Below are 25,762 nucleotides of genomic sequence, written 5' to 3' on the forward strand. Positions count from 1 at the left end.
GATGGATCCGAAGGCGCGCCGCCCGATGCGGCGCTTCATGCCGCTGCTGGTCATGGTCGTCGTGGTGCCCTGGCTCGCCACGCTGGCGGCGGCGCTGATCGCGGCGGCCGGGCTGGCGGATCGGGGGGCGGCATCGCGCGCGGAGATCGTCGGCCTGGGCATCGCCCACGACCTGGAGAAGGCGTTGACGCTCGGCCTGCCGCTCGACCGCATGGCCGGCATGGAGGATTACCTGGGCGAGGCCGCGGCCGTGTTCCCGGAAATCGACCTGATCCTGGTGGTGGACGCCAGTGGTCGGCCCCTGTTCCAGAAGTCCAACGCCGCGCGGCCGGAGCTGTCGGTGCGCCTGACCCCGTCCGAGACGGACTGGGCCGCCCTGGGGCTGAAGGTGCAGCGCTTCCCGGTGCGCAACGGCGCGTCGGCGGCGGGGGAGGTGCTGCTGGGCCGCAGCGCCGTGTCGCAGCCGGCCAACGCTCAGCGCATTCTGATCGACTTCGCCGTGGCGATCAGCATAGCGCTCGCCATGGGCGGGCTGCTGCTGCGCGCCATGCTGCATTCCCTGGTGGTGGCGCCGCTGCGCCTGGTCGCGGCGCTGGAATCGAACCTCGCGCGATCCGCCTACGACCGTATCGCACCGCCGGTCGAGCAGAGCCTGATCGGCGGCCTGCTGGCCGAAATGAATCGTGTCGTGATCACCGTCAACGACCGCTTCGCGCGGGTGCGCAGCTACCTGACGGAGGTGCGCGACCTCAGCTTCAACAAGGAGGCGGCGGGGCAGGTCACCCCGCTGATCGCGCGTGTCGAGCGGCTGGGCGCCTTCGCCCCCGACCGTCTTGCCGCGCTGGCGCCCGGCGGCAGCGATCCGCTGCCCCACGTCGCCCTGTTCGCGGCGGGGGTCGTGCTGGCCGTCGTGACCGCGGTCGCGGCGCAGCGCCTCCCCCTGGGGCTGGCGATGCTCGGGGCCGGCGTCGGTGTGGCGCTGGCGGTGCCCATGGCCCACGCGCTCGGCCGCCGCGCGGCGCCGGTGGCGGTTCTGGCCTACCTGCTGTGGGCCTTGCTGGTCTGGGGGTTGTCACGGCTGTCGACGGGCACGCCGGTGCTTCTGGTCGCGGTGGCCGGGGTCGGCGCGCTGGCGGCGGTGCTGTCCGTCCAGTCCGTACGCGCGGCCGGGGACTCCCTGCGCGCCGGCCAGACCGTGTCGGCCGCAGCCGGCTTCGTCGCGGGCGCCGGCCTGTCCGTGCTGTGCGCGGGTGGGGCGGTCCTGGAGATCGGGATGGTCGCCGCCGCGCTGGCGACGCTGGTCGGTGCGACCGTTGCGCTGCGGCTGGAGGGGCGGGGCGGATCGGCGCTGCCACGGATCACGCTTCGGGGCTTGGCGGCCCCGGACCGCTGGTGGTCGGCGGCGACGGCGCGTCCCAAAGGCTGGGCCTTGTGGCTGGTGACGGTGCCGGCGCTCCTGTGCCTCGGCTTGCCGAGCGTCGGAGAGGCGCCGGACCTCCGGCGCAGCGCGGAGCTTGTCTGGCTGCACGCCATGCCGGCTTGGCTGGCCGCCACCGTCCTGGCGACCATGGCGCCGCGCGGCGCCGGTGCCGCCCTGGCGGCGCTGGGTGGCACGGCGGTGGCCGCGCTGGTCCTGGCCTTCGGATTGGTGGAGCCCGGGACCTCGATGGCGGTGCTGGTCGCCGCCGCGCTGGGGATCGCGCACGCCGGGCAGGCCGCGACCGGCGAACCGGGAGCCCTCGTCGCCGCGCGCGCCGCGCTGACCCTGCTGGCGGGCGCGGTTGCGGTCTGGATTGGGGCCGGAAGTGCCCTGCTGCCCGCGGCGGTGTCGGCGCTCGGCCTGTTGGCCGGCATCGCGGTCCTGCCGCCGCTGGCGGTGACCGCGTGGCGCTGCGCACTGCCGCGCCGGCGCGCGATTCCCGCGTCCGGGGAGGCGCTGTGATGTCAGTCCTGGTGATGAACGGGCTGCGGCAGCGGATGACGGTGGTCGCCGTCGGCGCGGTCCTTGCGATGCTGGCCACCGCCGCCGGCTTCTCCCTGCTGCGGACGGAGGTGGTGTCCTCCCGCCACGCGGAGGAGGAGGCGCGGCTGGTGCAGCGCCTGTGGGAAGGGCTGCTCGACCAGACCGCCGCGGCGGCCAAGGCGGCCGTCGGCGACCCGCGCCTGACCACGGCGCTGGAGCGCGGGGACGCGGCCGCGGCGACCGAGCGGCTGCGCGCGCTGGAGCTGACATCCGTCGCCCTGCTGAACGGCGCCGGGCAGACCCTGCTCGGCGCGCCGGCCGGCGACGCGGCGCGGCTGATCGACGAGCGGCGCATCGGGCAGGTGTTGACGCAGAACTACGTGCACGACGGGCTGGTGCTGTCCGGCGGCACCGCCCAGCTTCTCCTGGCGCAGCCGTTCGGCGCGCAGCGCCCCGCCGACCGGGTGGTGGTCGCGGTTCGGCCGCTGACCGACAGCCTGGAAACGCTGGCCGACGTGCATGGCGGCTCCGCCTACCTCACCGACGCCGATGGGAAGCTGTACGGACACGCCGGCCCGCTGGCCTGGAACGACGTGCGCCCGGCCCTGCGCATGGACGGCGGCGAACCCGTGCGCGCGACCATCGCGGAGCGCGCCTACGACATCCGCAGCCTGCGCCTGCCCAAGGTGGCCGGCGCGGGGCCGGAGGGCGGGGCGACGCTCTTCCTGGTGACCGCGCGGGAGACGACGCTGGTCGCCATGGCCGACAGCCTGCTCGACACCACGACCATCCTGGTGGTGCTGACGGTGCTGGCGGCCGGGACGCTGGGGCTCGACTGGTTCTTCCGGCGCAGCTTCAACCCGGTCTACGCCTCCATGTCCGCCCTGTCGGCGCTGGCCGCCGGGGACACCAGCGTGGCGGTGCTGGGGGCGGAGCGGCACGACGAGGCCGGGCGGCTCGCCCGCACGGTGGAGGTGTTCCGCGACCGCAGCCGCGCGCTGCGCGACGCGGAGGAGCGGCGCGCCCGCCACTGGCTGCGTCAGCAAGCCTTCATCCGCAAGCAGATGCTTCGCTTGGCCGAGACCCTGCCGGAGCAGGGGCAGCGGGAGCTGCTGGCCGACCTCGCGCGGATCGAGGCCGCGGCGGCGGAACGGCCGGGCGGCGACCGCGCCGACGATCCCGGCGCGCTGGCCGTCGCCTTCGAGGTGATGGCGGAGCGCGTGCGCGACCAGCACGCCGAACTCGACGGCATGGTCCGGCAGCTGCAGGCTGCGCTCAACACCCGGACGGAACTGCTGGAACTCCAGAAGCAGTTCGAGATCGCCCGGCGCATGCAGGCCGCCATGCTGCCGGCCGACCTGCCAGACCTTCCGGACCTGGAGGCCGCGGGGCTGATGCGCCCGGCGGCGGAGTTCGACGGCAGTTTCTACGACTTCTTCCAGACCGCCGACGGGACGCTGGTTGTGCTGCTGGGGCAGGTGTCCGGCGGCGGGCTTGCCGCCGGCTTCATGACGGTGACGGCGCGCGCCGCGGTGCGCACGCTGGCGGAGGCGGGGCAGGGTCCCGCGGCCTGTCTGACCGGCGCCAACCGGCTGCTCGCCGCCGACAACGCGGCGGGGCGGGCCATCGGGCTTGCCATGGGGGTCGTCGCGCCGCGGTCCCGGCGGCTGGTCTTCGCCGCCGCGGGCATGCCGGAGCCCTTCATCCTGCGCCGCTTCGGCGACGTGGTGGACCTGCCGGTCGCGGCCAACCCGCCGCTCGGCCTCGACGCGGGGATGGCGGTGACGGAGACGGCGCTGGAACTGCCGGTGCCGAGCACGCTCGTGCTGTGCAACGGTGGGCTGCTGGACGGCGCCAACCGGTTCGGCGTGGGCTTCGGGCGCGCGCGCATGACGGACACGCTGGGCAACCTCGACGACCTGTCGGCGCACAGCGTCACGGCGGCGGTCTCGGCCGCGCTGGCCGAGCATGCGGGCGGCGCGCCGATGCCGCAGGACCGGCTCTGCGTCGCGCTGCGGGTGCGGGCATGATCGGGCGCGGCGTGATCGCGGCGGCCCTGGCCGTCCTGACGCTGGGCTTTGAAAGCGCGTCGGCGCAGTTGGCCGCCCAGCCGCCCGGCGGGCCGGCGCTGTTCCAGTGCACCCGCCATTTTCGCAACAGCGAGGCCATGTACGGCATTCCCCGCGGCATCCTGCACGCCATGAGCGTCGTGGAATCGGGGCGCGCCGGCATGCCCTGGCCCTGGGCGCTGAACGTCTCCGGCACGCCGCGCTTTCCCGCCACGCGGTCGGAGGCGCTGCGGCTGATGCGCGACGAGGTGGGAACGTTGCGCGCCGACGTGGCCGTGGGCTGCATGCAGATCTACACGCGCTGGCACGCGGGCTCCTTCGCCGCGGACGAGGACATCCTCGACCCCGCCATCAACGTCACCTACGCCGCCCGTTTCCTGCGGGAACTGTACGACCGCCACGGCTCCTGGACGGAGGCGGTGCGCCGGTACCACGCCAGCGACCCGGCGGCGCAGGACACCTACCTTTGCCAGGTCCTCGACCGGCGGGTCCGGCTCGGCTACCAGCGCCCGACGCCCGACATGCAGCGCCTGTGCGGCGGGAAGCCGTCGTGAGGGGGCGGTGATGAAGAAGATCCTGATCGTCGTGGTGGCCGTCCTGCTGCTCGGCCTTGCCCTCGGGGGAGGGTATCTTCTGGCCGGTGGTGGGATGCCCGGCGCCGCGGACGCGAAGACCGTCGAGGTCGTGCCCGGCAAACAGGAGCCTGCTCCGGCCGCCCCGGTTGAGGGCGGCAAGGCCGCCGAAGCGGCCAAAGCCGACGCCCCTCCATCGCCACCGGCCGTCCCGGTGCGGCCCGTCGCAGCGCCCGCCAAAGGCGATGCGCGTTTCGCCATCGAACTGGGCGTGTTCCGTTCCGCCGAGAACGCCCAGCAGTTCGCTGTGGCGCTGGTTGAGCGCAAGCTTCCTGTGGAGATCGTGGAGACGGTGGACGCTGCCGGGCAGACCTGGCGGCGGGTGCGCGCCGGCGCCTTTGCCGACCGTTGGCAGGCCGAGGCGCGCTTGGTCGAGTACGACCGCATTGCCGGCCTTAACGGCGTCGTGGTCGAAGAGCCCGCCTTGCCCGCAGCGCCGGCAAAGCCGGCCGGCGGCGAATGATCCAGATCGGACCAACGGGTTAACCCGGCGGAGTTGCAGGCTTTCACGGTGCCGGACGTCATTCCCTCTCCCCTCCGGGGAGAGGGTCAGGGTGAGGGGGTAGCATGGGCGCCAGCCCATGCCAGGGGATTGCCAAGGGGCAGCATGCCCCTTGGCGGCGCGCACAAGCGCGCCGGCCCCCTCACCCTCCCCACGCCTACGGCGTGGGTCCCCTCCCTCTCCCCGGAGGGGAGAGGGCGAGTTCTCGCGACCATCAATATGACCTTTTGACCCTGTCCCTTCGCGTCCCCGGCAGGACTGCGCCAGAACGAACCAGACAAGGCGCAACGATCCGCGTCCGGGATGCTTCAATCACGCTGGAACTCCGCCCGGCCGGCGGAGCCGCATCTCAGGGGCTTTGCGATGATGACGATCACGCTCGGGCGATGGCAGGTGGCGGCTCTTGCCGTCAGCCTCTTCGCGCTCGTCGTGGTCGCCGTGTTCTCGGGTTTCCTGCTCGCCGCCTACAGTTTGGCGGGGGCCAGCCCGTCCGTGGCGTCCGACGCCCCCGCGCCTTCTCAATCCGTCGCCGGCGGCGACCTCGCCGCCGCGGCCCGCCAGCGCTTGAAGAACAATTACGAGGCGAACCGCGCGATCGTCGGGACGGCCGATGAGGTTGGCGACGTGGTGCGCGAGGGCAACGCCATGTTTGTCGATCCGGTGGCGAAGGGCGCCGGCGCTGCGGCCCGGCGCTTCCTGCCGAAATGGATGAGCAGCCAAGTGGCCCGCGGCATCGACCGCGCGAGCTTCCACACCAAGGAGAAGTTCGCCTACGGGGTCGAGGATTCGGTGGAGGGCTCGCTGAAGGACACGGTCTACGGCGACGGCACCGGCCGGGCGCCAGCTGCGCCGCCGCGGGTCTACGCCGTCGAACTCGGGCGCTTCGCCACCCCCTTCAACGCGGAATCCTTCGCCGCCGCCGCGGCCCAGCGTGGCGTGCCCACCACCGTCGATTACGCGCCGGAGTCCGGTCCGTCCGCCGCCTACGCCGTGCGCAGCGGGCGCTACGCCGCCGCCGACGAGGCGTCCGCGGCGCTCGACGCGCTGTCGCGCTCAGCCGGCGTCTCCGGAACCGTCGTCACCCTTGCCGAACCGGGAGCACGTCCCGCGCCATGATGCCCTTCACCTCACCACGCCTTCGGATCGCCGCAACGCTGTCCCTGGCCCTGCTGGCGACGGCTTGCGCGGACAAGCCCTCGGCACGGCTGGACACGGTGTCGGTCACCGTGGCCCCGGCCGCCAACGACACCACGCCGGTCGCCATCGACATGGTGGCCGTGCGCGACAAGGCGCTGGTGGAGAAGCTGGCCGCCCTGACCGCCGCCGATTGGTTCGGCCAGCGGGAGCAGACCCTTCGCGACCACCCCACGACGGTCGGCGTGACGAGCTGGGAACTGGTGCCTGGCCAGAAGCTGCACACCGAATTGCCGAATCAGGAGCCCGCCTGGGCGATCCTGGTCTTCGCCAACTACGCCACCCCCGGGCCGCACCGCCTGCGCGTGCCGGACACCCGAACGCTGACCCTCACCGCCGGGGACAAAGATGTCGAACTGGCTCCCTGACGCCCCACTGTGCACCGAGACGAGGACCGCATGACCGACGCGCGCGACATTCCCGACGCGATCGCGTGGCACGACGGCATGCTGCTGGCGCCCCAGCATTTCCAGCAGCAGGCCCTGCGGCACGAGCGGCAGCTGACCTACCACCTGCGCTTTGCCCGGCCCTTCCACTGGGGTGTCGCGCACTTGCAGGTCGACCGCGTGCAGCTCGTCTCCGGCCTCGTCCAGGTGCGGGAGCTGGAGGCGGTCATGCCCGACGGGCTGGTCGTCGACTATCACGCCGGCGCCGACGAGCCGCTGGAGGTGGACATCTCCGCCTACGCCGACCCGGTCGGCCAGACGCAGATCACCATCCACCTGATCGTGCCGACCGCGCGGGGCGACCGCGCGCCGGGGCCGGGCGAGACGCCGCGCTACGTCTCGGTCGAAGGCGCGCCGGTGCCCGACCTGCACGGCGGGGAGGAGGTGCAGATCGCCCGCCTGCGCCCGCGGCTGGCGCTCTACGCCACCACCGGCCCGAACCAGAAACCGCCGCAGAAGTTCGTGTCCATGCCCATCGCGCAGGCGACCTTCCGCAACGACGCCTTCGTGCTGACCGACTTCGTGCCGCCGGCGCTCGCCGTCACCGCCAACTCGTCGCTCGGGCGGCTGGGGGCGGAGGTGGTGCGGCGCGTGCGCGAGAAGGCGCTGTTCCTGGCCGAACGCTCCGGCGTCGGCAGCGGCAACGCCACGACGGAGCTGGCCGAGGCGGCGCGGGTGGAGATCCGCAGCCTGGTCACCGGCCTGCCGCCGCTGGAGGCGCAGCTGGGCGTCGGCGTCTGCCACCCCTTCGACGTCTACCTGTCGCTCTGCACGCTGGCCGGACACCTGTCGGCCTTCGCCAGCGGCGCCGTGCCGGCCAAGCTGTCGCGCTACGATCACGACGACCCGATGGCCAGCTTCGGCGAGGTGCGCGACTTCATCCTTCGCATGATCGACCGCGTGAAGGAAGGCGTGGCGCGCATCCCCTTCACCTTCGAGGACGGCATGTTCGGGCTGCCGATGGAGGAGGCCTGGCTGAAGGGCCGGCTCGTCGTCGGCGTGCGCGGCCCGGCCGCGGCCTCGGTCAGCGAGGTCGCGGCCTGGATGGAGAACTGCATCGTCGCCTCGCGGTCGAAGCTGGAGGCGCTGTCCGGCCTGCGCGTGAAGGGCGCCGACCGCATCGCGCTGGACGACAGCGGGGAGGGCGGGGTGGCCGCCCCGTGCGGGGTGGTGCCCTTCGAGGTGAAGGTCGACCCCCGCTACATCGTGCCCGGCGAGCGGCTGGAGATCTGGAACCCGGACTCGCTGGGCAGCCGCTTCCGCCCCGTCGAGATCACGCTGTTCGTGACCGCCTGAGGAAGGACCTGACCGCATGCTCCACCGCCGAGACCTGGTCGACCACTTCCTCGCCTTCGCGCGGGAACTCCAGCAGCACCGCGCGGCGATCGAATCCGGCCGCGCCAAGCCGGCGCGCAAGCCCGAGGGTGGCGCCGAGCCGGCCGAGGCCCTGCCGGCCTTCCTGACGGAGGACGTGCTGGCGCTTCCCGCGCTCGGCGGCGGGCAGGCCGCCATCGGCGTTCCGTCGCTGGCGCTGGAGCCGGACGCGGAGATCGTCATCCGCCGCCTTCAGGACTTCCTGGAGGCGCAGGCGGTCCAGGTCGGGCGCACCGCCACCGACCTGATGATCAGCCAGCACCGCGAGGCCCAATACGCCATGGCGGCGCTGGCCGACGACCTGTTCATCCACGACGTGGAGTGGACCGGACGGGAGATCTGGCGCGGCGTCCTGCTGGAGCAGGCGCTGTTCCGCACCCGGTTGGCCGGCGAGCGGGTGTTCGACCGGATGGAGGCGTTGCTCGCCAGCAACGACCGCCGGCTGGTGCAGTTGGCCGCGGTCTATCTCTGCGTGCTCGGCATGGGCTTCAAGGGGCGGTACCGGGTGCCGGGCGGCGAGTCCACGCTGCGCAACTACAGCGCCCGCCTGTTCGAGTTCATCGCCGGGCGGGAGTCGGAGCTTGGTACGGGCCTGCTGCCCGCCGGGCGGACGCTGATCCCCGCCGCCTACGCCCACACGCTGACCGACGGCAAGGCGCGCACACTGGCGCGGGGGCCGCGCTGGCCGGTCGTGCTGGGGGCGATCGCCGGGGTGTGGCTGGTGTTGGGGCAGGCGCTGTGGTGGATGTCCACCGCCCAGCTGTCGAGCGCGGCGGACGCGGTGCTGCAGGCATCGCTCCGCGTGACGCGCTGAGGAGGGGACGGTCATGGACATCCTCGCATCCATCCTCTCGGGCATTGCTGGCCACCAGCTGTGGTTCTTCGCCGGGCTGCTGGTCCTCGTCGTCCTGATCATCGTCGTCATGGCGGTGATCCTGATGCGCGGGCGCGCCGCCGCGTCCGCCCCGGCGCCGGTTGAGCCCGCCGCCCTGCCGCCGCCGGATGCCGTGGCGGAGGAGGGCGCGTCGCCGTCGATTCCGGTGCCGGCGCTGCCGGACGTCACCATGCGCGACATCCGGCGCCTGTTCCGCGCCGGCCTCGCCGCCTACCGCGAGACGCTGTCGCGCAACGTCTATCTGGTGCCCTGGTACCTGCGCACGGGCGTGGTTGCCTCCGACGACGCCGGCCTGCTGGGCTGCGCGGAGGAGGTCCGGCCGCCGGTGGTCGCCGACCGCCACGCCGGCTTCTCCTGGCGATTCTACGACCGCGCCGTGGTCATCGACGTCGACGACCCGCGCGCCGCCTGGGGCGGCGTGCTCGACCAGTTGGGCCGGCGCCGGCCGATGCTGCCGGCCGATGGCCTGATCCTGACCGTGCCACTGGCGGAACTGGACGACGTCCGCCGCGCCACCGCGCGCGGGACCGAGCTGTACGCGCGCCTGTGGGAGATCCAGCGCACGTTGGGCTTCGCCCTGCCGGTCTATGTGGTGGTGACGGGTTGCGAGGCGGTCCCCGGCTTCGAGACTTTGGCGGAGGTTCTGCCCGAGGCGATGACCGGCGGCATGCTGGGCTGGTCCAGCCCCTACGCGCTGGAAACGGCCTTCTCTCCCGACTTCGTCGGCGAGGCGATGCAGACCGTGGCCGACGGCATGCTGGCCGTGGAACTGGAGGTGTTCGGCGCCTCCGCCACCGCGGACGGCGGCCCGCTGTTCGCCCTGACGGAGCGGCTGACCGGGACGGAGGCGGCGCTGCGCGCCATGCTCGGCACCGCCTTCAAACGCACGGCCTACCAGGAAACGCTCTACGTTCGCGGCCTGTACTTCACCGGCCGGCCCGATCCGGACGCGCCGGCCCTGTTCGGCCGCGACCTGCTGAACCGCAAGATCTTCCCGGAGGCCGGGCTGCCCAAGGCGACCCGCGCGCTGGCGGCCTCGCGGGCATGGCGCCGCTACGCCTGGCCGGTGGGGACGGGGCTTGCCGCGGCGACCGCGCTGCTCCTGCTGTGGATGGGGGTGCAGCGCGCCTCCACCCTGTCGGACCGGCTGGTGCCGATCCTGGCGGACATCCCCGGCAGCCTCCAGCAGCTGGCCGACCAGCGCCCGGCGGTCGAGGCCGGGGCGCCGCTGACCGCGGCCTACAGCGACCCCGCCGCGCGCTTCGTGCAGGGTGTCTCCACGCTGCCTGTGGACTGGAGCTTCAACCCGCTGCCGGCCTCCTGGATCAGCGGCGTGCCGGGCGGCGTGTCCGGGGCGCTGGCGGTCGGTTACCGCCGGCTGGCGCTGTCCACCGTGCGCGACGTGGCGGAGGACCGGCTGCGCCGCCTGACGCGCGACGCCGGCGCCGGCCCGGTGGGCGTCAGCGAGTTCGAGCGGCTGCGCGCCTTCGCGGGCGAGGTCGGCATCGCGGAGGGGCTGGCCCGCGCCTACAACAACGTGGACGCCCGCGACCCGAACATGCCGCTGGACGAGCTGCTGGAATTCGCGCTCGGCTCCGGCGTGGCGCGCGGCTTCACGGCGCGGATGCACGGCTGGGGGTTCGACCAGCCCTCGACCGGCAGCGCCATTCCGGCGCCGGGTCCGGGCGCGCAGCGGCCCATCGACCTCGCCGGCTATCGAGCCGAGGTGAACCGCCGCTTCCGCCAGTTCGCCGACGCCTACCTGCGCGACCTCGCCATGGGCGGGCTCGCCGCGGCGCGCCTGTCGGTCGCCGCCAACGAGCTGGAGTTGCTGGCCGGCGGCGCGCGCACCGGCGCGGATGCCGCCGCGTCCTACGCCGAGGTGCTGTCGAGCCTGGAGGACGCCGCCCGCGGCCTGAGCGCCGAACGCGGCGCCTGGGTGGGCGCCAACGGTCCCGTGCTGCCGCCGGAGTTCGACGCTCTGCTCGGCCAGTTGGAGAAGTCCGACCTGCTCGGCCCCAACCTGCGCGCCGACGTGATGGATCTGGCGCAGCGCCGCTACGACGAGGCCGGGGTGGGGGCGCGGAGCCTGGATTCGGTGATCGGCCGGCTGCTGGTGCAGGCACCGAACGGCGGCGCCCGCCTCGCCCCGGCCGCGGAGCAACTGCGCCGCACTCTGTCGGTGTGGATGGGCCGCCGCTTCGCGCGCACTGCCGATGGTGCCGCCGTCGCTCCGATCACATCCGGTGCCGGCGGTTGGGACCGCGCGGCGCTCGACACGATCCCGCCGCTGGTCGAGGACTATCTGCTGTTCGATGCCAAGGATCTGCCGCAAGCCCCGGCGGTGCTGCGCGCGTCCATGAAGGCGGCGGCGCAGCACCAGCTCCGCCGCGGGGTGGAGCAGATCCTGGCCCGCGCGCTGGTCGGCAGCCCGGCCGGCAATGGTATCGACCGCGCTGGGGGCTTGGCGCAGCTGCGGGAGTCGGCGCGCGCCCTGCGCGTCGCCTTCCCGGTGCTGGCGGAGACCATGCAGTCCTTCCGCCAGATCGGACTTGGCGGCTCGGCCGACACGATCCGCGACATCGTCGCCCGGCAGGCCAACGCCGTGCTGGCGCAGGCCGACCGGCTTCTGGAGGGCGACCAGCTCTACAAGCCCGACGCCCACGCGCTCGACGTCTGGGTGGACGGGCCGCTGGTGCCCCACACACTGTTCGGACAGGCGAACCCCGGCGGGCTGGCGCTCTACCTCGGCAACGCGCGGCAGGAGGTCGCCACGCTGGCCCACGACATCGCCGCCCCGGTGGTGGAGATTCTGGAACGCCCGGTGATGGGCTCCAACAAGGGCACCGGCGTCGCCGCCAAGTGGTCGCGCATTCTCGCGGAGCTGGACAAGTACGATGGCGGCCGGCCCAACAGCTCGCTCGCCCAGCTGGAGAAGTTCGTGACGGTGGAGTCCGCCGCCATCGACGCCAACGGCTGCCAGGGGCTGGGCGGCATCGACGGGCCCTCCGGCGACTTCTTCCAAGGGCGTCTGGTCGAACTGAAGCAGTGGATCGCCAACCGCTGCCGGCTGGCCGCCGACGCCCGCGTCTACGACGCCTATGTGGAGCTGGCCGGGCAGTTCAACGAGACGCTGGCGAACCGCTTCCCCTTTGCGACGGCCCTCAACGCCGACGCCGCGGATCCGGTGGCGGTGCGCGCCTTCTACGACCGGTTCGAGGCACAGGGCGATTTCCTGCTGAACGGCCTGCGCCGGGGCGAGCGCTTCGGGGCGACGGGGCGCGACGCATTGCGCTTCGTGGAGACCATGGCCCAGGCCCGGCCGCTGCTGACCGCCGCCATCACGACCGACCAGAGCGGCGGCCTGTCCATCGACCCTGCCTTCCGCGTCAACCGCGACCGCGAGGCCGGCGGCAGCGACATCATCGAGTGGCGGCTGTCCACGCCCAACGGTGCCGTTTCCAGCATGCCGCCGCGCAAGCCGCTGCGCTGGTACCCAGGCGACAAGCTGTCCGTCACGCTGCGCTGGGCCAAGGACGGCACGGTGCTGCCCACATCGGGCGTCGGGGGCGGCGCGTCGGTGGACGGTCCGTCCCTGCGCTACGACTTCGAGGGTCCCTGGTCGCTGTTCGCGCTGGCGCGCCAGCACGCCGCAGCCCAGCGCGACCGCCGGCCGGGCAACGGCGACGAGCCGCTGCTGATGTTCGAAGCGATGGCGCAGGGGGGTGAGAAGGCCGCCGCGCCGACGGCCCTGGCGCCCGCCGGAGCGGCGGCGGTTCCGCCGAAACCGAACGTCCGCGTCTTCATGGCGCTCACCGTGAAGCGCACCGTCACCGCCGACGGAAAGCCGCCACGGGAGGAGAAGGTGGCGGTTCCGACCCTGCCGGTCCAGGCCCCGCCGCTGTCCCCCGTCGGCGTGCCGCGCCGGCCGAGCCTCGCCAGCTGGCCGGGCCAGCCCAGCGGGGTGGCGCCGGCCGACCGCGCCTTCTTCGACCTGGGCGCCCCGGCCCCGACCTCGGATGGGCCGATGCCGCGGCCGGCCGCCCTACGCACCTATTGACCCCCGGTGGCGAGACCATGACCGACACGCTGCTCACCCACCGACCCGCCGCCGCGCTGATCGACATCGACGCGCTGCTGCAACCCATCCCCGGCGACGATCCCGCCGGCGAGGATTTGCGCCACGGCCCGGAGTTCGACGCGCTGAACGAGGCGCGGCGCATGGACGACGAACTTGACCAGGGCATCTGGCAGACCACCGTCAAGAAGGCCGACTGGAAGGGCCTCGTCCAGCTGGCGACGGAGCTGCTGGAGACGCGGACAAAGGACCTCCAGGTCGCGGCCTGGATGGTCCAGGGGCTCGGCCAGTTGCACGGGCTGGCCGGGCTGGCGCCGGGGCTGCTGCTGGTCCACGGGCTGGTCGAGAATTTCTGGGACGGCCTGTACCCCCGCATCGAGGACGACGACGTGGAGCCGCGGCTGTCGCCGCTGGTCTGGCTCGACGACCGGCTGGCCCGCGACCTGATGGCGACGTCCATCACGATGCCGGAGCAGCGCGGCCGGGAGGCCTTCCGCTTCCAGGACTGGCAGAACGCGCAACGGCTGCACAAGCTGGCCGCGCGCGACCACCGCGCCTATCAGGCGGCGGTTTCCGACGGCGAGGTGACGGTCGAACAGATCGCCGCCGACCAGGACCGCACCTCGCCCGACTTCTACCAAACGCAATACGGCCACCTGCGCGACGCGGTGATGGCCGTGCGCGCCCTGGTGTCGGAGTTGGACGAGGTCGCCGGGCGCTCGGCGCCGGGTTTCACCAACCTGCTGCGCGCGCTGGAAAGTCTGATCCAGTTCCACCGTGAGGCGCTGGGCAAGCGCGGCATCGATCCGGACGGGGCCGCGGCGGCTGAGGAAACGGAACAGGAGGATGTCCCGGTGGAAGGGGCGACGCCGCATTCGGCCCCCCATTCGGCCTTTGGGCGGGCGGGCGGGCCGCGCACGCGGCAGGAGGCCTACGCGATGCTGCACCAGATCGCCGACTTCCTGGCGCGGGAGGAGCCGCACAGCCCGACTTCCTACCTCGTGCGGCGGGCGGCCGGCTGGGGCTCCCTGTCGCTGCCGGAGCTGTACGCCGAACTGCTGGGCGACAACGGCGAGGTCGGCCGGATCTTCTCTCTGCTTCGCCTTGAGGAGCGCTGAGCCATGCCCTGCATCCTGCTGGACTACCCAGGCATCAAGGGCGACAGCCAGTTCACCAACTACAAGGACATGATCGTCTGCGAGACCTTCGACATGGCCTCCGGCAAGCGCGAGGTCGGTGGCTTCGAATACGGCGACCGCCAGGACGACGACCCGGTCAAGTATGTCCGCACCCTGTATGGCGAAGCGGCGGAGCCGGTCGACAAGCGCAACCTCGGCGTGGACAGCCTGAAGCTGACGCGGCGGCTCGACATCGCCTCGCCGAAGCTGATGCAGGCGGCCTTCTCCGACCCGGTCAAGGAGGTCACGGCCACGCTCTACTTCTTCCTGGCCGTTCCGGATCTCCAGGGCGGCGCGTCGGGCAACGACTTCCTGCAACCGTACCTGACCATCACGCTGAAGAAGACGCAGATCACCCAATACGACCTGAGCATCGGGGACGGCAGCGACGAGACCATCGCGCTGGCCTTCGACGAGCTGAGCATGACCTTCGTCCACTACGTCGACGGCCGGAAGATCGGTCAGGTCCGCGGCGACATCACAATGGCGAGCTAACCCATGACACAGACGAACCTTTCGGCCGCGGCCGACGCGACGGACATCGTGACCCCCACCAACACCGGTTGGCGCGCGGCCCGCAAGACCGAGCATTTCCTGGAAACCCTGATGTTCCAGAGCCGCTGGCTGCTGGCCCCGCTCTATGTCGGGCTGGTCGCGGCACTCGCCATGATCGGCTGGCGCTTTGCGCAGGAGCTGATGCACGCGCTGCCGCACCTGATCAGCGGCGACGAGGGCGACATCATCCTGGTCGTGCTCGGGCTGGTCGACCTGACGATGGTCGGCAACCTCGTGCTGATGGTGATCTTCAGCGGCTACGAGAACTTCGTCTCCAAGATCGACGTGCACGGCCACGCCGACCGGCCGGACTGGATGGGCAAGCTGGATTTCAGCGGCCTGAAGGTGAAGCTGATCGCCTCCATCGTCGCGATCTCCTCCATCCAGATCCTGAAGACCTTCATGCACGTCAAGGACATGTCCGACCGCGACCTAGCCTGGCTGATCGGCATCCACATCGCCTTCGTGATCTCCGGCGTGCTGCTGGCGACCATGGACGTGCTGGTGAAGAAGGCGCACGCGCACTGAGCGGCGCCGTGCGGACACGAGGAACGGGGAGGGGGATTTTCGAATGACGCGGATCGTGCTGGCGTTCCTGGTGGCGCTTCTGGGCGGGCTTCCGACCTTTGCGGCGGCGGAGCCGGTGAAGGTGACGGTGGGCACCTACGTCAACCAGATCACCGGGGTGAACCTGCGCGAGAACCAGGTGAGCGTGGACTTCTACGTCTGGTTCCGCTGGGACGACGACAGCATCAACCCGCTGGACACCTTCGAGCTGATGAACGGCAAGGTCGAATCCAAGACGCCCACCCCCGTCCGCAAGCTGAAGGACACCAACTACGGACAGGTGCGCGTCCAGGCCACGCTGAACCAGCCCTGGGACGTGACTCACTTTCCGCTCGACCGCCAGACCATCCGCCTGCAGATCGAGGACAGCGACCAGACGTCCGACAAGATCGTCTATGTGCCGGACACGGAGAACAGCACCGTCGATCCCGACGTGTCGGTGTCGGGCTACGCACTGGGCGGGACGAAGGCCTCCGTCAGCGAGCACCTGTACCGCACGAACTACGGCGACATCACCCTGCCGAAGAACCATGAGTCCGTCTATTCCCGCTACACCCAGACCATCACGCTGGAGCGGCCGGATTCGGTCTATTACCTGAAGACCTTCTCGACGATCTTCATCTCCTCGCTGGTCGCCTTCCTGGCCTTCATGGTGAAGCCGGTGGACCTCGACCCGCGCTTCGGGCTGGGCATCGGGGCGCTGTTCGCGGTGGTGGCGAGCTATTTCGTGATCTCCGGCGACCTGCCGCGCAGCAGCGGCTTCACCCTGTCGGACCGGGTGAATTTGGCCTCCATGGCCATGATCTTCCTCAGCCTGATGCAGAGTGCGCTTTCGCTGATGATCTATGAGCGCAACGCCGCCAAGTCGCTGACGCTCGACCGCGTGTCCCTGGTGGTCTTCCCGCTGGTGTACGCGATCGTCTGCTACTGGCTGACGGTCCGGTAAGCCGCGCCCTTTCGCCCTCTCCCAGCAGGGCTGGGAGAGGGGGACTTGGTGTCAGCGCTATTGCTTTGTCAGGGTGGCGTCAGCGGCGCCAGAAGAACAGCCCCTTCTTCTTGGGCTTCGGCTCGGGCTCCGGCGCCGGTTCGTCGTCGTCGAAGGAGAATGCGTCCTCGGTGACCTTCGGTGCGTCGTCGTCGGACTCGGATTTGTCGTCTTTGTCGTCGAACGAGAAGGCGCTCTCCGCGACCGGCTCGGCATCCTTCTCCGTCTCGCCCTCGTCGTCAAAGGAGAATGCGCTCTCCGCCACGGTGTCGGGTTCGTCCGTGGACGTGTCGTCATCGTCGAAGGAGAACGCGTTCTCCGCGACGGTTTCCACCTCCGAAGGTTCGTCATCGTCGTCGAAGGAAAAAGCCTTCTCGGCGACGGGCGACGTGTCCTCGTCATCGTCGTCGAAGGAGAAGGCGCTCGCGGCTACGGTATCCTCGCCGTCCTCCTGGTCCGAATTGGAGGAGTCGTCGTCGAAGCTGAAGGCGGCCAGGGCGTTCTCGTCCTCGTCCTCGTCCTTATCGTCGTCCGCGTGGTCCGCCGTGCCCCGATCCTGGCGCAGCTCCTCCTTGAAGCGCTCCATCTCCTCGCGGAAGAGGCGGCGCTCCTCCTCCAGGGTGGCGAGGAGTTCCTCCTCACGGGCGCGGGCGGCGGTGCGTTCGCGGTCCAGGGCCTGGATCAGATCGTCCTGCCGCTGAAGCAGCGTTTCGTGCCGTTCCTCAAGGCTGGCGATGACCTCGCGGACATACTGCTCCACGGCACGGAGCTGAATCGCCAGGACGTCGTCCTCGGCCACGGCGCCGGCCGCCACGACGGCGGCTGCGGCCTTGGCCGCCTTGGAAGCCTTGCCGGTTTTCGCGGGGGGCGGCGATTGCGGTATCGGGACGGTCACCGTCTTGGCGGCGGTCGACGTCGGCCGCGCGCCGCCCATGGCGCCGTCGCCGCCCAGCCAGCGCGAGACGAGGATGTAGGAGACCTGAAGTTCCTCGGCGATGCGGCGGTAGCTCCAGCCCTGCGAACGCAGCTTTTCGGCAAGGCGCTGGCGGTCCAGCTCCTCGCTCGGCATCGCGGGGCGGGAGGGCAGGGCCGTGCCGGGCTCGCTCCCTTCAGTGTGGGACGAGAGGACGATCACATCCTTGTACTTCTGGTCGGTCATCGGATCTCCGCCGTCCTTCGGACAGATCCCTGTCCGCGGAGATGGTTGCCGCTTTGGTCAAGGGCTGTCGATCCGGGACGTATCCCCGTTGGTGCGGGTTGCGGTTGAATCACGCCAGGGACTGGATGTGATCCACGTAGCCGGTCAGGGCGGCAATGCCCTCGTCGGTCAGTTCCACGAACACGCGGCGGCCGTCCCGCTCGTCGGCGATCCGCCGCACGAGGCCGCGCTCGTTCAGCTCCGTAATGCGGCGGAGCGCCGTGGTTTGGGCGACCCCCGACGCCACGCACAGGGACGACACGGAAATGCGCCGGCCGCGGAGGTGGTTCGCCATCAGGTCTAGCAGCATGTCCCAGCAGGGATCCTCGAACAGCCCCTTGGGAAAGAACTTGTCGCGGGCGACGCGGGATTGCTGGAGGCCGCGCAGGATGTCCAGGCCGCTCTTGGCGTTTGCCGGACGGCTGGCCGGCTCCGCCAGCGGAATGGCGGCGGGCGGCTGCGGCAGGGCCACCGGCTGCCCCTCGCGCAGCGACCGGACCGCCGCGATGAGGGCGAGGCCGTGGCGGTAGGCCTCCTCCAGCGCGTCGGTGCGACGATGCTCGGGCACTGGAGGGCTTCCCGCGTCGTTGGCGGCGCCCTGGTGGAGCGTCAGGGCGCGGGCCAGGGCGCCGTGGAGTTGACTGCCGTCCGACGGGTCGCTGACGAAGTCGGCCACGCCGAGGTGGATGGCGCGGACGACGTCCTGTGCCGCGGCCTCGGCCGAGACGATGACGAACTGGAGCGGACGGGCCACGCTGCGGCGCATCCGTTCGACCAGGGCGAGCCCGTCGAAATGCGGGCGGGCCAATTCGACGGCGACGATGCCGATGCTGGCGTCCGACTCAAGCGTGTCGAGCGCCGCGATCGCGTTATGCGTGACGTGGATGCGGTGGCCGTTGCGCTCAAACGCGTCGCGCATGCCGTCGCCGAGGTCGCGGTCGGCACAGGCGATCAGGATGGATGTCCCGGTGACGTTGAGGTCGGCGCTCGTCGGCACGGGGCGGACGGGCCACGCCAAGGGTCGCTCCATTTCGATCCGCATCGAAGCCCTCCCCACCGGATTGCATGCATTCTGATCCAAAAGGAGTAACACGCAAAGCAAACCGAGGTGGATGCAATCATGGTCCAAAATAGATGCATCAAATAACCATATGCGCGATGCGGCGAAACCACGGCGGATATGACGAAGGTCGTAAACGTGTATTGCGCCGCTGACATCAAGCGTTACGGTCTGAGGTCATTTCATCGCGAGTAAACATAAAAGTTGTAACGAAATTCGAACATAATTTGGATTTCGGGGTTGTGCCGGTGCGGAGCCATGTCCGCCGGTTCCCGTCCAGTCTGGACCCGTCTCGGGACCGGCGCCCGCCGGGTTGCGCGTAAGGTAAGCGCGTCTCATCCCGGCCACAGACCAATGCGCCTGACCCTTACGACCAAGATCATCTTGCTGCTGCAGGTTGCGCTGTGTTTCGCGCTGATCTCGACCGCGGCGCTGTCCTACCTGAAGATGGAGCGCATGGTGGAGGACACCGTGGCCTCCCGCTTCACCGTCGCCCTGCGCGGGCTGGCTGGGGAGGTGGAGGGGGCGGTGAGCCTCGGCGTGTCGTTGAATGCGCTGCGCAACCTCGACGCGCTGATCCAGCGCGCGCTGTCGCGGGACGACCGCATCACCGGCCTCGTCCTCTTCAACGACGCGGGCGAGATCCTGGCGTCGGCCGGGCGCAACGCGCCGATCGGGACCATGCCCGCCGACTGGAAGGCCGCCTTCGCGCGCGACGGCCGGTCGGAGCGCGGCGCCAAGGTGACCAGCGGCGACTCCCAGGCCCTTCTGCTCGGCATCCGCAACGCCTTCGGCGGCGTGGCCGGGGGCATCGGGCTGACCTATTCGCTGAACGAGGTGCACGCGGGCATCCGCGGCACGATCCCGGAACTGGCGCTGTCCAGCGGCATCAACCTGGTCACCGGGCTGCTGATCACGATGGTCGCGGTCTGGCTGCTGCTGCGCCCGATCCAGCGCCTGCTGCGGGAGCTGACCGCCGCCGTCAACGCGCTGGGCCACGGGGAACCGCCGGAGATCACGCCGGAGATGGCGGACTTCGCCCCCGACCTTCCGCAGTTCGCGGACCGCATCCTTCACTTGCAGCAACAGGAAACGGACGGGGCCGCCCACCGCCCGGCCCACTCCCCGGCGGAGAGCGTGCGATGAAACTGTCTTTCGTCCGGCGCCTGAACTGGATGCTGACGGGCGTGGTGTCCGTCCTCATGCTCGTCAGCCTCGCCGTCCAGACCACCCACTTCAACAGCTTGTTCCGTCCCCTGATCGAGCCCGAACTGGCGCGTAAGGCGGAGGTGGTCGGCGCCTATGTGGTGGCGCAGATCGACCGCGCGGTCGACCTAGGCATCGCCGTGGACAAGCTGGTGGGGATGGACGAGCTGCTGGCCGACACGCTGGCCGCCAACCCCGACGTGAAGTACATCGGCCTGGAGATCGGCGGGCGCCTCACCGCCTACGCCGGCGTGGACGCTGCCCGGTCGGGCGAGCGCCTGACGGCGGCGGAGACCGCTGCGGGCGCTGATGGGCCGTCCTTCATCGACACCGTGCTGCCGCTCGAAAGCGGTGGGGTGACCGTCGCGCGGCTGCATGTCGGGATGGGCGCCGGTTTCGTGCAGTCCGCCCTGAACGAGGTCGTCTACGACCTGGGTTCGGTGCTGATCGTCGCCATCCTGCTGAATGTGGAGATCCTGCTGCTGGTCGTCGGCAGCTCGGTCGCCGCCCCCTTGCGCCGCGTGTCGGCGGTGATCCGCCGGGTGGGCGAGGGGCATCTGGGCGTGCGCGTCGACCTGCGCAACCGCGACGAGGTCGGCGCGCTGGCCCGCGCCATCGACTGGGCGCTCGACAGCGTCCGCCATCGCGCCGACCTGTCCGGGACCGAGCCGGTCATGGCGAAGATCGGCATGATGCAGCGGGTGGTCGAGCTTCGCTTCGCGATCTTCATCTTCTCCCTGGCGGAGGAGCTGACGCGCACCTTCCTGTCCGTCTACATCAAGTCGCTGTTCGAGCCGGTGCCCGGCCTGACCATGGAAATGGTCATCGGCGCGCCGATCGCGCTGTTCATGCTGCTGTGGGCGGTCAGCCAGCCCATCGCCGGCAGCGTGTCGGAGCGGCGGGGACGCCGCGCGGTGTTCCTGGCCGGCGCGCTGATGTCCTTCGCGGGGCTGGTCGGCTCCGGCCTCGCCACCGACCTGGTCCAGCTGATCGCCGCGCGTTGCCTGACCGCTATCGGCTATGCCAGCGTGTTCATCTCGGCCCAGGGCTTCGTCATCGACGCCACCGACCCGAAGCAGCGCGCGCAGGCGGTGGCCATGTACGCCGGCGGCATCCTCAGCGCCGGCGTCTGCGGCCCGGCCATCGGCGGCGTGATCGCCGGGCAGGTCGGCTTCCGCACCACCTTCCTGATCTCCGCCGGTCTGGCACTGCTCGCCGCCTTCATGGCGTGGCGCGTGCTGCCCCGCGTGCCGGTGCCGAGGGAGCGGCTGGGCCGCGGCCTGCGCCTGGCCGACGCGGTGCTGTGCCTGCGCAACCCGCGCTTCGTCGGGCTGGCCGTCTTCAGCGCCGTGCCGGCGAAGCTGGGGCTGACCGCGCTGCTGTTCTTCCTGCTGCCTCTGGCGCTGGACGACCAGGGCGTCAGCCAGTCCTGGATCGGGCGCGTGCTGCTTCTCTATTGGCTGCTGATGATCTTCGTGTCGCCGATGGCCGCGAAGCTGTCGGACCGGTCGGGCCAGCGCACGGCCTTCCTGGTGGCGGGCGGGCTGCTCGCCGCGGCGGCGGCCTATGTGCTGTCCGTCCCGGGCTCGCTCGCCACGGCGCTGGGCGGTGTGGCGACGCTGGGCCTCGCGCATGCCCTGCTGAACGCGCCGCAGCTCGCCATGCTGGCCGACGTCTGCGAGAAGGAGCGCGCCGTGCTCGGCGAGACGACGGTCATCGGCATGTTCCGCTTGATCGAGCGGCTGGGCTCCGTCGTCGCCCCCTTCCTGGCCGGGCTGTTCCTGGCCCACTACGGCTACGCCGGCGCGCTGAGGGGCATCGGCATCGTCCTGGCGCTGTGCGTCGCCGTCCAGCTCGTTCTCGGCATGGCCTTCCGGCCGCCGCCGGCCGACCTTCCGCAGAGGACCCCCGCATGAGCCTGTCCCGCCGCTCCGTCCTGGCCGGCGCCTCCGGTGCCCTGCTGGCCTCTGCCACGCCTGGCTTCGCCCAATCGATCAAGCCTGTCGCCGCCGGCAAGACCGCGCGCATCCTGGTGCTGACCCCGCGCAAGGACGTGGGCGACGTGCTGGGCTTCCGCGACTTCATCGGGTCGAGCGGCCTTGCCGCCACGGTGGACGTGCGCGAGGTTCCGCAGGCGTCGGCCCTGGCGGGGATGCTCCCGGAGATTCAGGCGGCCAAGCCCGACCTCGTGGTGACGGTCTTCACGCCGCTGACGCTGGCGGCGGTCGGGCGCTACGACGATCCGGACCCGTCGCGCTACCTGACGGACATCCCCGTGGTCTTCACCTCGGTCACCGACCCCGTCGCCTCGCGCATCGTTCGCGGGCTCGACCGCACGGGGCGCGCGGTGACCGGGACGCGGCACATCGCGCCGGTGGCGGTGCAGCTGAAGACGATGCTGTCCTACCGGCGCTGGAAGAAGATCGCCGCGCTCTACAACCCCGGCGAGGACAACATGGTCGTCGCCGTGCGCGACCTGAAGGAGGAGGCGCAGCGCCAGGGGGTGGAGGTGCTGGACAGCGCCCTGCCGCGCGACGGTGCCGGCGCGCCCAATCCCGCTGCCATTCCGGACCTGATCGCCGACGCGGCGCGTGCCGGGGCGGAGCTGGTCTACATCGGGCCGGACACGCTGGTGGCGTCGAACAACAACGCGGTGGTGGCGGAGCAGGCGCTGGCCCAGAAGCTCGCCACCTTCTGCTCCACCGAGCTGCCGATCCGCCGGGCGAACCTGCTGATGGGGCTGGTCAGCCCGGCTGTGAACGTCGGCCGCTTCGCCGGGCTGAAGGCGGTGGAGATCCTGTCGGGCGCCAAGCCCGCCGACGCCGTCGCGGTCGAGACGCTGAACCGCTTCTCCCTTCTGCTGCGCATCGGGGCGGCCAAGCGGCTCGACCTCTACCCGCCGATGCGCCTTCTGAACATCGCCGAAATCGTGCAGGACGCCTGACATGACGGTCCCCTTATCCCCCGACCAGACGGTCCACGCCGGCGTGCTGCGCGTCCGCCGGGGAGCTTCGGTATCCATCCCCTACCGGCTGCGCTTCCTTGGTCCCGGCGATCTGCCGGCGCTGGAAGCGTTTCGAGGCTTCATCTTCGACCAGCTGCCGGACATCGACGCCTATTTCCCGGAAACGCCGGAGTTCGCCGGGCTGCACCTGGGCGAGCGCGGCGTGACCCTGGGGCTGGAGGCGGAAGGGCGCCTGATCGGCTGCGCCATCCTTGGCCTGCCGCAACCCGGCATGCCGGCCTTCGTGGAGGACCTGCCGCAGCCGCGCCCGGCCGTCACATCCACGGCCCATATGGCGAGCTGCATGATCCATCCCGACTTCCGCGGCAACGGGCTGCAGCGGCTGCTGGTCGGCATGCGGACGTTCCATGCGCTGGGGGCGGGGCGGACTCAGCTGTTCTCGCGGGTGGCGCTGTCCAACCCGCTCAGCCTGTCCAACCTGCTGGCCGGCGGCTTCGTCGTGCGCCGCGTGCTGACCATGCACAGCGGTCGGCTGCGCTACCTGCTTCACCGCGACATGGGGGCGCCGCCGCCCGCCTGGATCCCCGGAAGCGAGCGCGTCTTTACGATCCCCGAAGTTGATGAGCAACGGTCGGTGATCGAGGCCGGCTGGATCGGTGCCGCCGTGGACCTCTCCGGCCCCGTCCCGCTGGTGACCTACGCGCGGCCGGCGGTCGCGGCGGCGGCTGTCGCGGTCGCGCCCTGCGTGGAGGCGGTGTCGTGAAGACCGCCCCCCGAAAGACAGCCGTCATCGTTGACCCCTATTCGACCGGCATCCTGCTCGCACCAAGGCTGCGCGCGCGTGGGTACCAAGTGGTGGCGGTGCAGAGCCGTCCCGACCTCGCGCCCTCGCTGGTGCGCAGCTATCGGGCGGAGGATTTCGCCGGCCACATCGCCCACGACGGCGACCTTGCCGCCCTGACGGAGCGGTTGCGCCCGATGGACCCGGCCTTCGTGCTGCCGGGCAACGAGTCCGCGGTGGAACTGACCGACGCGCTGAGCGATGCGCTGGGCACGCCGGGCAACAGCCCGAAGCTGACTGCGGCGCGGCGCAACAAGTTCATGATGATCGAGCGGCTGGCCGCCGCCGGCCTGCTGACCGCGCGCCAGACCATGGCCGGCAGCGCGGCGGAGGCGGTGGAATGGGCCGCGCAGGCCGGCTGGCCCGTGGTGGCGAAGCCGCTGGCCAGCGCGTCCACCGACCATGTCTATTTCTGCTCCCGCCCGGCTGAGCTGCGGGCGGCGGCGGAGAGCATCCTGGGCAGCCGGGACTTCTGCGGCACGGCGAACGACCGGCTGCTGGTGCAGACCTACCTCGACGGCGAAGAGTATGTCGTCAACACGGTCAGCCACGGCGGGCGCCATTACGTGTGCGACGTCCTGCATTCCGCCAAGCGGACGCTGAACGGCTCGCCCTTCGTCTACGACTATTACCGGCTGCTGCCGCCCGACGACGCGACCGCGCGGGCGCTGATGGTCTACATCCGGCGCGTGCTCGACGCGCTGGAGATCACCGATGGCGCGGGGCACGCCGAGGTGCGCATGACCAGCCGCGGCCCGGCGCTGGTGGAGATCGCCGCGCGCGCCATGGGGCCGGCGGGGTCCACGACGGGCATCGCCGCGGGCACCGGGCACGATCAGGTCGACCTGCTGGTGGATGCCTTCGACGGCGCCGCCACGGTCGGCCCGCTGCTGGACGGCCACTACCGCTTCCAGGCCGAGGCGATGGTGCTCTACCTCCCGGTTCTCGGTTCGGGCCGGGTGGAGGAACTGCCGGATTTGGGCGTGCTCGACCGGCTGGAGAGCGTGCGCGGCCATGCGCTGGTCCCGCAGGTCGGGGACGTGGTCGCGCCGACGCTCGACCTCACGCAGATCCTCGCGAAGGTCTACCTCGCCCACCCCGACCGGGCCGTGTTCGAACGCGACTGGGCGGCGATCCGGGCCATGGAGGACTCCCTCCAGCCCCGCCTGTCCTGAGGCCCACGCGCACCGACCCTCCTCGTCTCCCCCGCACAGGAAAGGACACAGACCATGGCGCACATCGCCTTCGATCAGCGCTGGGACAAGGTCAAGAAGGAATTCGAGGCCATCACCGGCAAGCACAAGCCGAAGGAAAGCAAGGGCATCTTCAACGCCTTCGGCAGCTACACCGGCCTGTCGAAGTCGCTGAAGTCGTGCGAGACCGCCTATCAGCAGTGCGACCCCACCAACAGCACGGACGCCAAGGCCGGCCAGAGCGCGGTGAAGGCCTACGGCGCCGCGTACAAGGACTTCGCGAAGGCGAAGAAGTCCTACGTCACGGTGTTGGAAAAGGCCATCTACGACGAGTTCGTGAAGCGCGAGGAGAAGGAGGCCAAGTCGGCCTACGAGCGCGCGCTGAAGTTCCTGATGAAGGAGCTGGACGCCCTGGAATCGACCATCGAGGCGTCGGTGGGCATGTACACCACCAAGTTCGACCAGGCCGCCAAGGACCAGTCGACCGAAGAGAAGATGCTGAAGAACTGGGAGAAGAACATCAACGGCGCGCTCGCCCGCGCTGCCGCCGGTGTGGCGAAGGTCAAGGCCAAGCCGGTCCCGGAAACCTATAACGAACTGTTCCCGACGCTGGCGCGCGACATCACCATGCAGCTGGTCTTCGCGCGCAAGATCGACAACCTGAAGGCCGAGCCGGACTTCTTCAAGAAGAAGCTCGACCCCTGGGCGAACCAGAGCGGCACCGGCCTGCCGGTCAAGGTGCCGGAGGACTACACCGCCAAGCAGATCATGGACCTGATGAAGGAGTTCTCCACGGTCTGCAAGGGCGTGGTCCAGCTGGTCAACAGCCGCTGACCGGACGGTTGTCGGGGCCGGGATCCA

General features: G+C 70.9%; 21 protein-coding genes. 19 read left to right on the forward strand and 2 right to left on the reverse strand.

Annotation, left to right across the window (positions count from 1 at the left end; all coding sequences use genetic code 11):
* Position 1: 1 nt before the first annotated feature.
* The 13 genes from J2851_RS35455 to J2851_RS00225 all read left to right on the forward strand — a co-directional run bounded on the left by J2851_RS35455 (position 2) and on the right by J2851_RS00225 (position 16,399).
* The gene (locus J2851_RS35455) at positions 2-1,942 is read left to right on the forward strand and encodes a hypothetical protein (RefSeq protein ID WP_211114176.1); all 1,941 of its coding nucleotides are present in this window, start codon (positions 2-4) and stop codon (positions 1,940-1,942) included.
* Positions 1,942-3,993, forward strand: coding sequence for a PP2C family protein-serine/threonine phosphatase (locus tag J2851_RS00170; RefSeq protein WP_211114177.1), 2,052 nt, complete (start codon positions 1,942-1,944; stop codon positions 3,991-3,993). Before J2851_RS35455 ends, J2851_RS00170 begins: the two co-directional genes overlap by 1 nt.
* A complete protein-coding gene (locus tag J2851_RS00175; RefSeq protein ID WP_209762123.1) occupies positions 3,990-4,586 on the forward strand; it encodes a transglycosylase SLT domain-containing protein in 597 nt (198 codons plus the stop codon). Before J2851_RS00170 ends, J2851_RS00175 begins: the two co-directional genes overlap by 4 nt.
* Before the next feature lie 10 nt (positions 4,587-4,596).
* On the forward strand, positions 4,597-5,127 hold the full coding sequence (locus J2851_RS00180) for an SPOR domain-containing protein (RefSeq protein ID WP_209762125.1): 531 nt from the start codon (positions 4,597-4,599) through the stop codon (positions 5,125-5,127).
* Between the two features lie 402 nt (positions 5,128-5,529).
* Positions 5,530-6,282 (forward strand): SPOR domain-containing protein, encoded by a 753-nt coding sequence (locus tag J2851_RS00185; RefSeq protein WP_209762127.1) that lies wholly within the window; start codon positions 5,530-5,532, stop codon positions 6,280-6,282.
* On the forward strand, positions 6,279-6,728 hold the full coding sequence (locus tag J2851_RS00190; protein ID WP_209762129.1) for a hypothetical protein: 450 nt from the start codon (positions 6,279-6,281) through the stop codon (positions 6,726-6,728). Before J2851_RS00185 ends, J2851_RS00190 begins: the two co-directional genes overlap by 4 nt.
* Before the next feature lie 30 nt (positions 6,729-6,758).
* Positions 6,759-8,102, forward strand: a complete 1,344-nt coding sequence (tssK, locus tag J2851_RS00195; RefSeq protein WP_209762131.1) for a type VI secretion system baseplate subunit TssK — start codon at positions 6,759-6,761, stop codon at positions 8,100-8,102.
* A 16-nt stretch (positions 8,103-8,118) separates the two neighbouring features.
* Positions 8,119-8,994 carry a DotU family type IV/VI secretion system protein gene (locus tag J2851_RS00200; RefSeq protein WP_209762133.1) on the forward strand — a complete coding sequence of 292 codons (876 nt, stop codon included), beginning with the start codon at positions 8,119-8,121 and terminating at the stop codon, positions 8,992-8,994.
* A 13-nt stretch (positions 8,995-9,007) separates the two neighbouring features.
* Positions 9,008-13,135, forward strand: coding sequence for a type VI secretion system protein (locus tag J2851_RS00205; RefSeq protein ID WP_209762135.1), 4,128 nt, complete (start codon positions 9,008-9,010; stop codon positions 13,133-13,135).
* Between the two features lie 17 nt (positions 13,136-13,152).
* Positions 13,153-14,271: a type VI secretion system protein TssA gene (gene tssA, locus J2851_RS00210; RefSeq protein WP_209762137.1), complete on the forward strand. Its 1,119-nt coding sequence runs from the start codon at positions 13,153-13,155 to the stop codon at positions 14,269-14,271.
* Between the two features lie 3 nt (positions 14,272-14,274).
* Positions 14,275-14,826: a type VI secretion system tube protein Hcp gene (locus J2851_RS00215; RefSeq protein ID WP_209762139.1), complete on the forward strand. Its 552-nt coding sequence runs from the start codon at positions 14,275-14,277 to the stop codon at positions 14,824-14,826.
* 3 nt (positions 14,827-14,829) lie between these two features.
* Positions 14,830-15,414: a TIGR00645 family protein gene (locus J2851_RS00220; protein WP_209762141.1), complete on the forward strand. Its 585-nt coding sequence runs from the start codon at positions 14,830-14,832 to the stop codon at positions 15,412-15,414.
* A 43-nt stretch (positions 15,415-15,457) separates the two neighbouring features.
* On the forward strand, positions 15,458-16,399 hold the full coding sequence (locus tag J2851_RS00225; protein ID WP_209762143.1) for a ligand-gated ion channel: 942 nt from the start codon (positions 15,458-15,460) through the stop codon (positions 16,397-16,399).
* A gap of 79 nt (positions 16,400-16,478) precedes the next feature.
* Here J2851_RS00225 and J2851_RS00230 read toward each other — a convergent pair whose 3' ends face one another.
* On the reverse strand, positions 16,479-17,597 hold the full coding sequence (locus J2851_RS00230) for a helix-turn-helix domain-containing protein (RefSeq protein WP_209762145.1): 1,119 nt from the start codon (positions 17,595-17,597) through the stop codon (positions 16,479-16,481).
* A 109-nt stretch (positions 17,598-17,706) separates the two neighbouring features.
* Complete coding sequence (locus tag J2851_RS00235; RefSeq protein ID WP_209762147.1) at positions 17,707-18,678, reverse strand: response regulator; 972 nt, start codon at positions 18,676-18,678, stop codon at positions 17,707-17,709.
* A gap of 372 nt (positions 18,679-19,050) precedes the next feature.
* On the opposite strand from J2851_RS00235, the gene J2851_RS00240 reads away from it, so the two are divergent.
* Genes J2851_RS00240 through J2851_RS00265 form a run of 6 tightly spaced genes read left to right on the forward strand, consistent with a single transcriptional unit; the run spans position 19,051 to position 25,735 of the window.
* A complete protein-coding gene (locus J2851_RS00240) occupies positions 19,051-19,842 on the forward strand; it encodes a hypothetical protein (RefSeq protein WP_209762149.1) in 792 nt (263 codons plus the stop codon).
* A complete protein-coding gene (locus J2851_RS00245) occupies positions 19,839-21,818 on the forward strand; it encodes an MFS transporter (protein WP_209762151.1) in 1,980 nt (659 codons plus the stop codon). The genes J2851_RS00240 and J2851_RS00245 overlap by 4 nt, the downstream gene beginning before the upstream one ends.
* Positions 21,815-22,846 carry an ABC transporter substrate binding protein gene (locus tag J2851_RS00250; RefSeq protein WP_209762153.1) on the forward strand — a complete coding sequence of 344 codons (1,032 nt, stop codon included), beginning with the start codon at positions 21,815-21,817 and terminating at the stop codon, positions 22,844-22,846. Before J2851_RS00245 ends, J2851_RS00250 begins: the two co-directional genes overlap by 4 nt.
* 1 nt (position 22,847) lies before the next feature.
* Positions 22,848-23,630: a GNAT family N-acetyltransferase gene (locus J2851_RS00255; RefSeq protein ID WP_209762155.1), complete on the forward strand. Its 783-nt coding sequence runs from the start codon at positions 22,848-22,850 to the stop codon at positions 23,628-23,630.
* On the forward strand, positions 23,627-24,883 hold the full coding sequence (locus J2851_RS00260; RefSeq protein WP_209762157.1) for an ATP-grasp domain-containing protein: 1,257 nt from the start codon (positions 23,627-23,629) through the stop codon (positions 24,881-24,883). Before J2851_RS00255 ends, J2851_RS00260 begins: the two co-directional genes overlap by 4 nt.
* Before the next feature lie 54 nt (positions 24,884-24,937).
* Complete coding sequence (locus tag J2851_RS00265) at positions 24,938-25,735, forward strand: hypothetical protein (RefSeq protein ID WP_209762159.1); 798 nt, start codon at positions 24,938-24,940, stop codon at positions 25,733-25,735.
* Positions 25,736-25,762: the final 27 nt, after the last annotated feature.

It is taken from the genome of Azospirillum rugosum (assembly GCF_017876155.1).
GTDB classification, from domain to species: domain Bacteria; phylum Pseudomonadota; class Alphaproteobacteria; order Azospirillales; family Azospirillaceae; genus Azospirillum; species Azospirillum rugosum.

What these genes read in the sequence shown, in the direction of transcription:
- J2851_RS35455 (WP_211114176.1), top strand. Translation starts at nt 2, where the DNA reads ATGGATCCGAAGGCGCGCCGCCCGATGCGGCGCTTCATGCCGCTGCTG.
- J2851_RS00170 (WP_211114177.1), top strand. Translation starts at nt 1,942, where the DNA reads ATGTCAGTCCTGGTGATGAACGGGCTGCGGCAGCGGATGACGGTGGTC.
- J2851_RS00175 (WP_209762123.1), top strand. Translation starts at nt 3,990, where the DNA reads ATGATCGGGCGCGGCGTGATCGCGGCGGCCCTGGCCGTCCTGACGCTG.
- J2851_RS00180 (WP_209762125.1), top strand. Translation starts at nt 4,597, where the DNA reads ATGAAGAAGATCCTGATCGTCGTGGTGGCCGTCCTGCTGCTCGGCCTT.
- J2851_RS00185 (WP_209762127.1), top strand. Translation starts at nt 5,530, where the DNA reads ATGATGACGATCACGCTCGGGCGATGGCAGGTGGCGGCTCTTGCCGTC.
- J2851_RS00190 (WP_209762129.1), top strand. Translation starts at nt 6,279, where the DNA reads ATGATGCCCTTCACCTCACCACGCCTTCGGATCGCCGCAACGCTGTCC.
- tssK (WP_209762131.1), top strand. Translation starts at nt 6,759, where the DNA reads ATGACCGACGCGCGCGACATTCCCGACGCGATCGCGTGGCACGACGGC.
- J2851_RS00200 (WP_209762133.1), top strand. Translation starts at nt 8,119, where the DNA reads ATGCTCCACCGCCGAGACCTGGTCGACCACTTCCTCGCCTTCGCGCGG.
- J2851_RS00205 (WP_209762135.1), top strand. Translation starts at nt 9,008, where the DNA reads ATGGACATCCTCGCATCCATCCTCTCGGGCATTGCTGGCCACCAGCTG.
- tssA (WP_209762137.1), top strand. Translation starts at nt 13,153, where the DNA reads ATGACCGACACGCTGCTCACCCACCGACCCGCCGCCGCGCTGATCGAC.
- J2851_RS00215 (WP_209762139.1), top strand. Translation starts at nt 14,275, where the DNA reads ATGCCCTGCATCCTGCTGGACTACCCAGGCATCAAGGGCGACAGCCAG.
- J2851_RS00220 (WP_209762141.1), top strand. Translation starts at nt 14,830, where the DNA reads ATGACACAGACGAACCTTTCGGCCGCGGCCGACGCGACGGACATCGTG.
- J2851_RS00225 (WP_209762143.1), top strand. Translation starts at nt 15,458, where the DNA reads ATGACGCGGATCGTGCTGGCGTTCCTGGTGGCGCTTCTGGGCGGGCTT.
- J2851_RS00230 (WP_209762145.1), bottom strand. Translation starts at nt 17,597, where the DNA reads ATGACCGACCAGAAGTACAAGGATGTGATCGTCCTCTCGTCCCACACT.
- J2851_RS00235 (WP_209762147.1), bottom strand. Translation starts at nt 18,678, where the DNA reads ATGCGGATCGAAATGGAGCGACCCTTGGCGTGGCCCGTCCGCCCCGTG.
- J2851_RS00240 (WP_209762149.1), top strand. Translation starts at nt 19,051, where the DNA reads ATGCGCCTGACCCTTACGACCAAGATCATCTTGCTGCTGCAGGTTGCG.
- J2851_RS00245 (WP_209762151.1), top strand. Translation starts at nt 19,839, where the DNA reads ATGAAACTGTCTTTCGTCCGGCGCCTGAACTGGATGCTGACGGGCGTG.
- J2851_RS00250 (WP_209762153.1), top strand. Translation starts at nt 21,815, where the DNA reads ATGAGCCTGTCCCGCCGCTCCGTCCTGGCCGGCGCCTCCGGTGCCCTG.
- J2851_RS00255 (WP_209762155.1), top strand. Translation starts at nt 22,848, where the DNA reads ATGACGGTCCCCTTATCCCCCGACCAGACGGTCCACGCCGGCGTGCTG.
- J2851_RS00265 (WP_209762159.1), top strand. Translation starts at nt 24,938, where the DNA reads ATGGCGCACATCGCCTTCGATCAGCGCTGGGACAAGGTCAAGAAGGAA.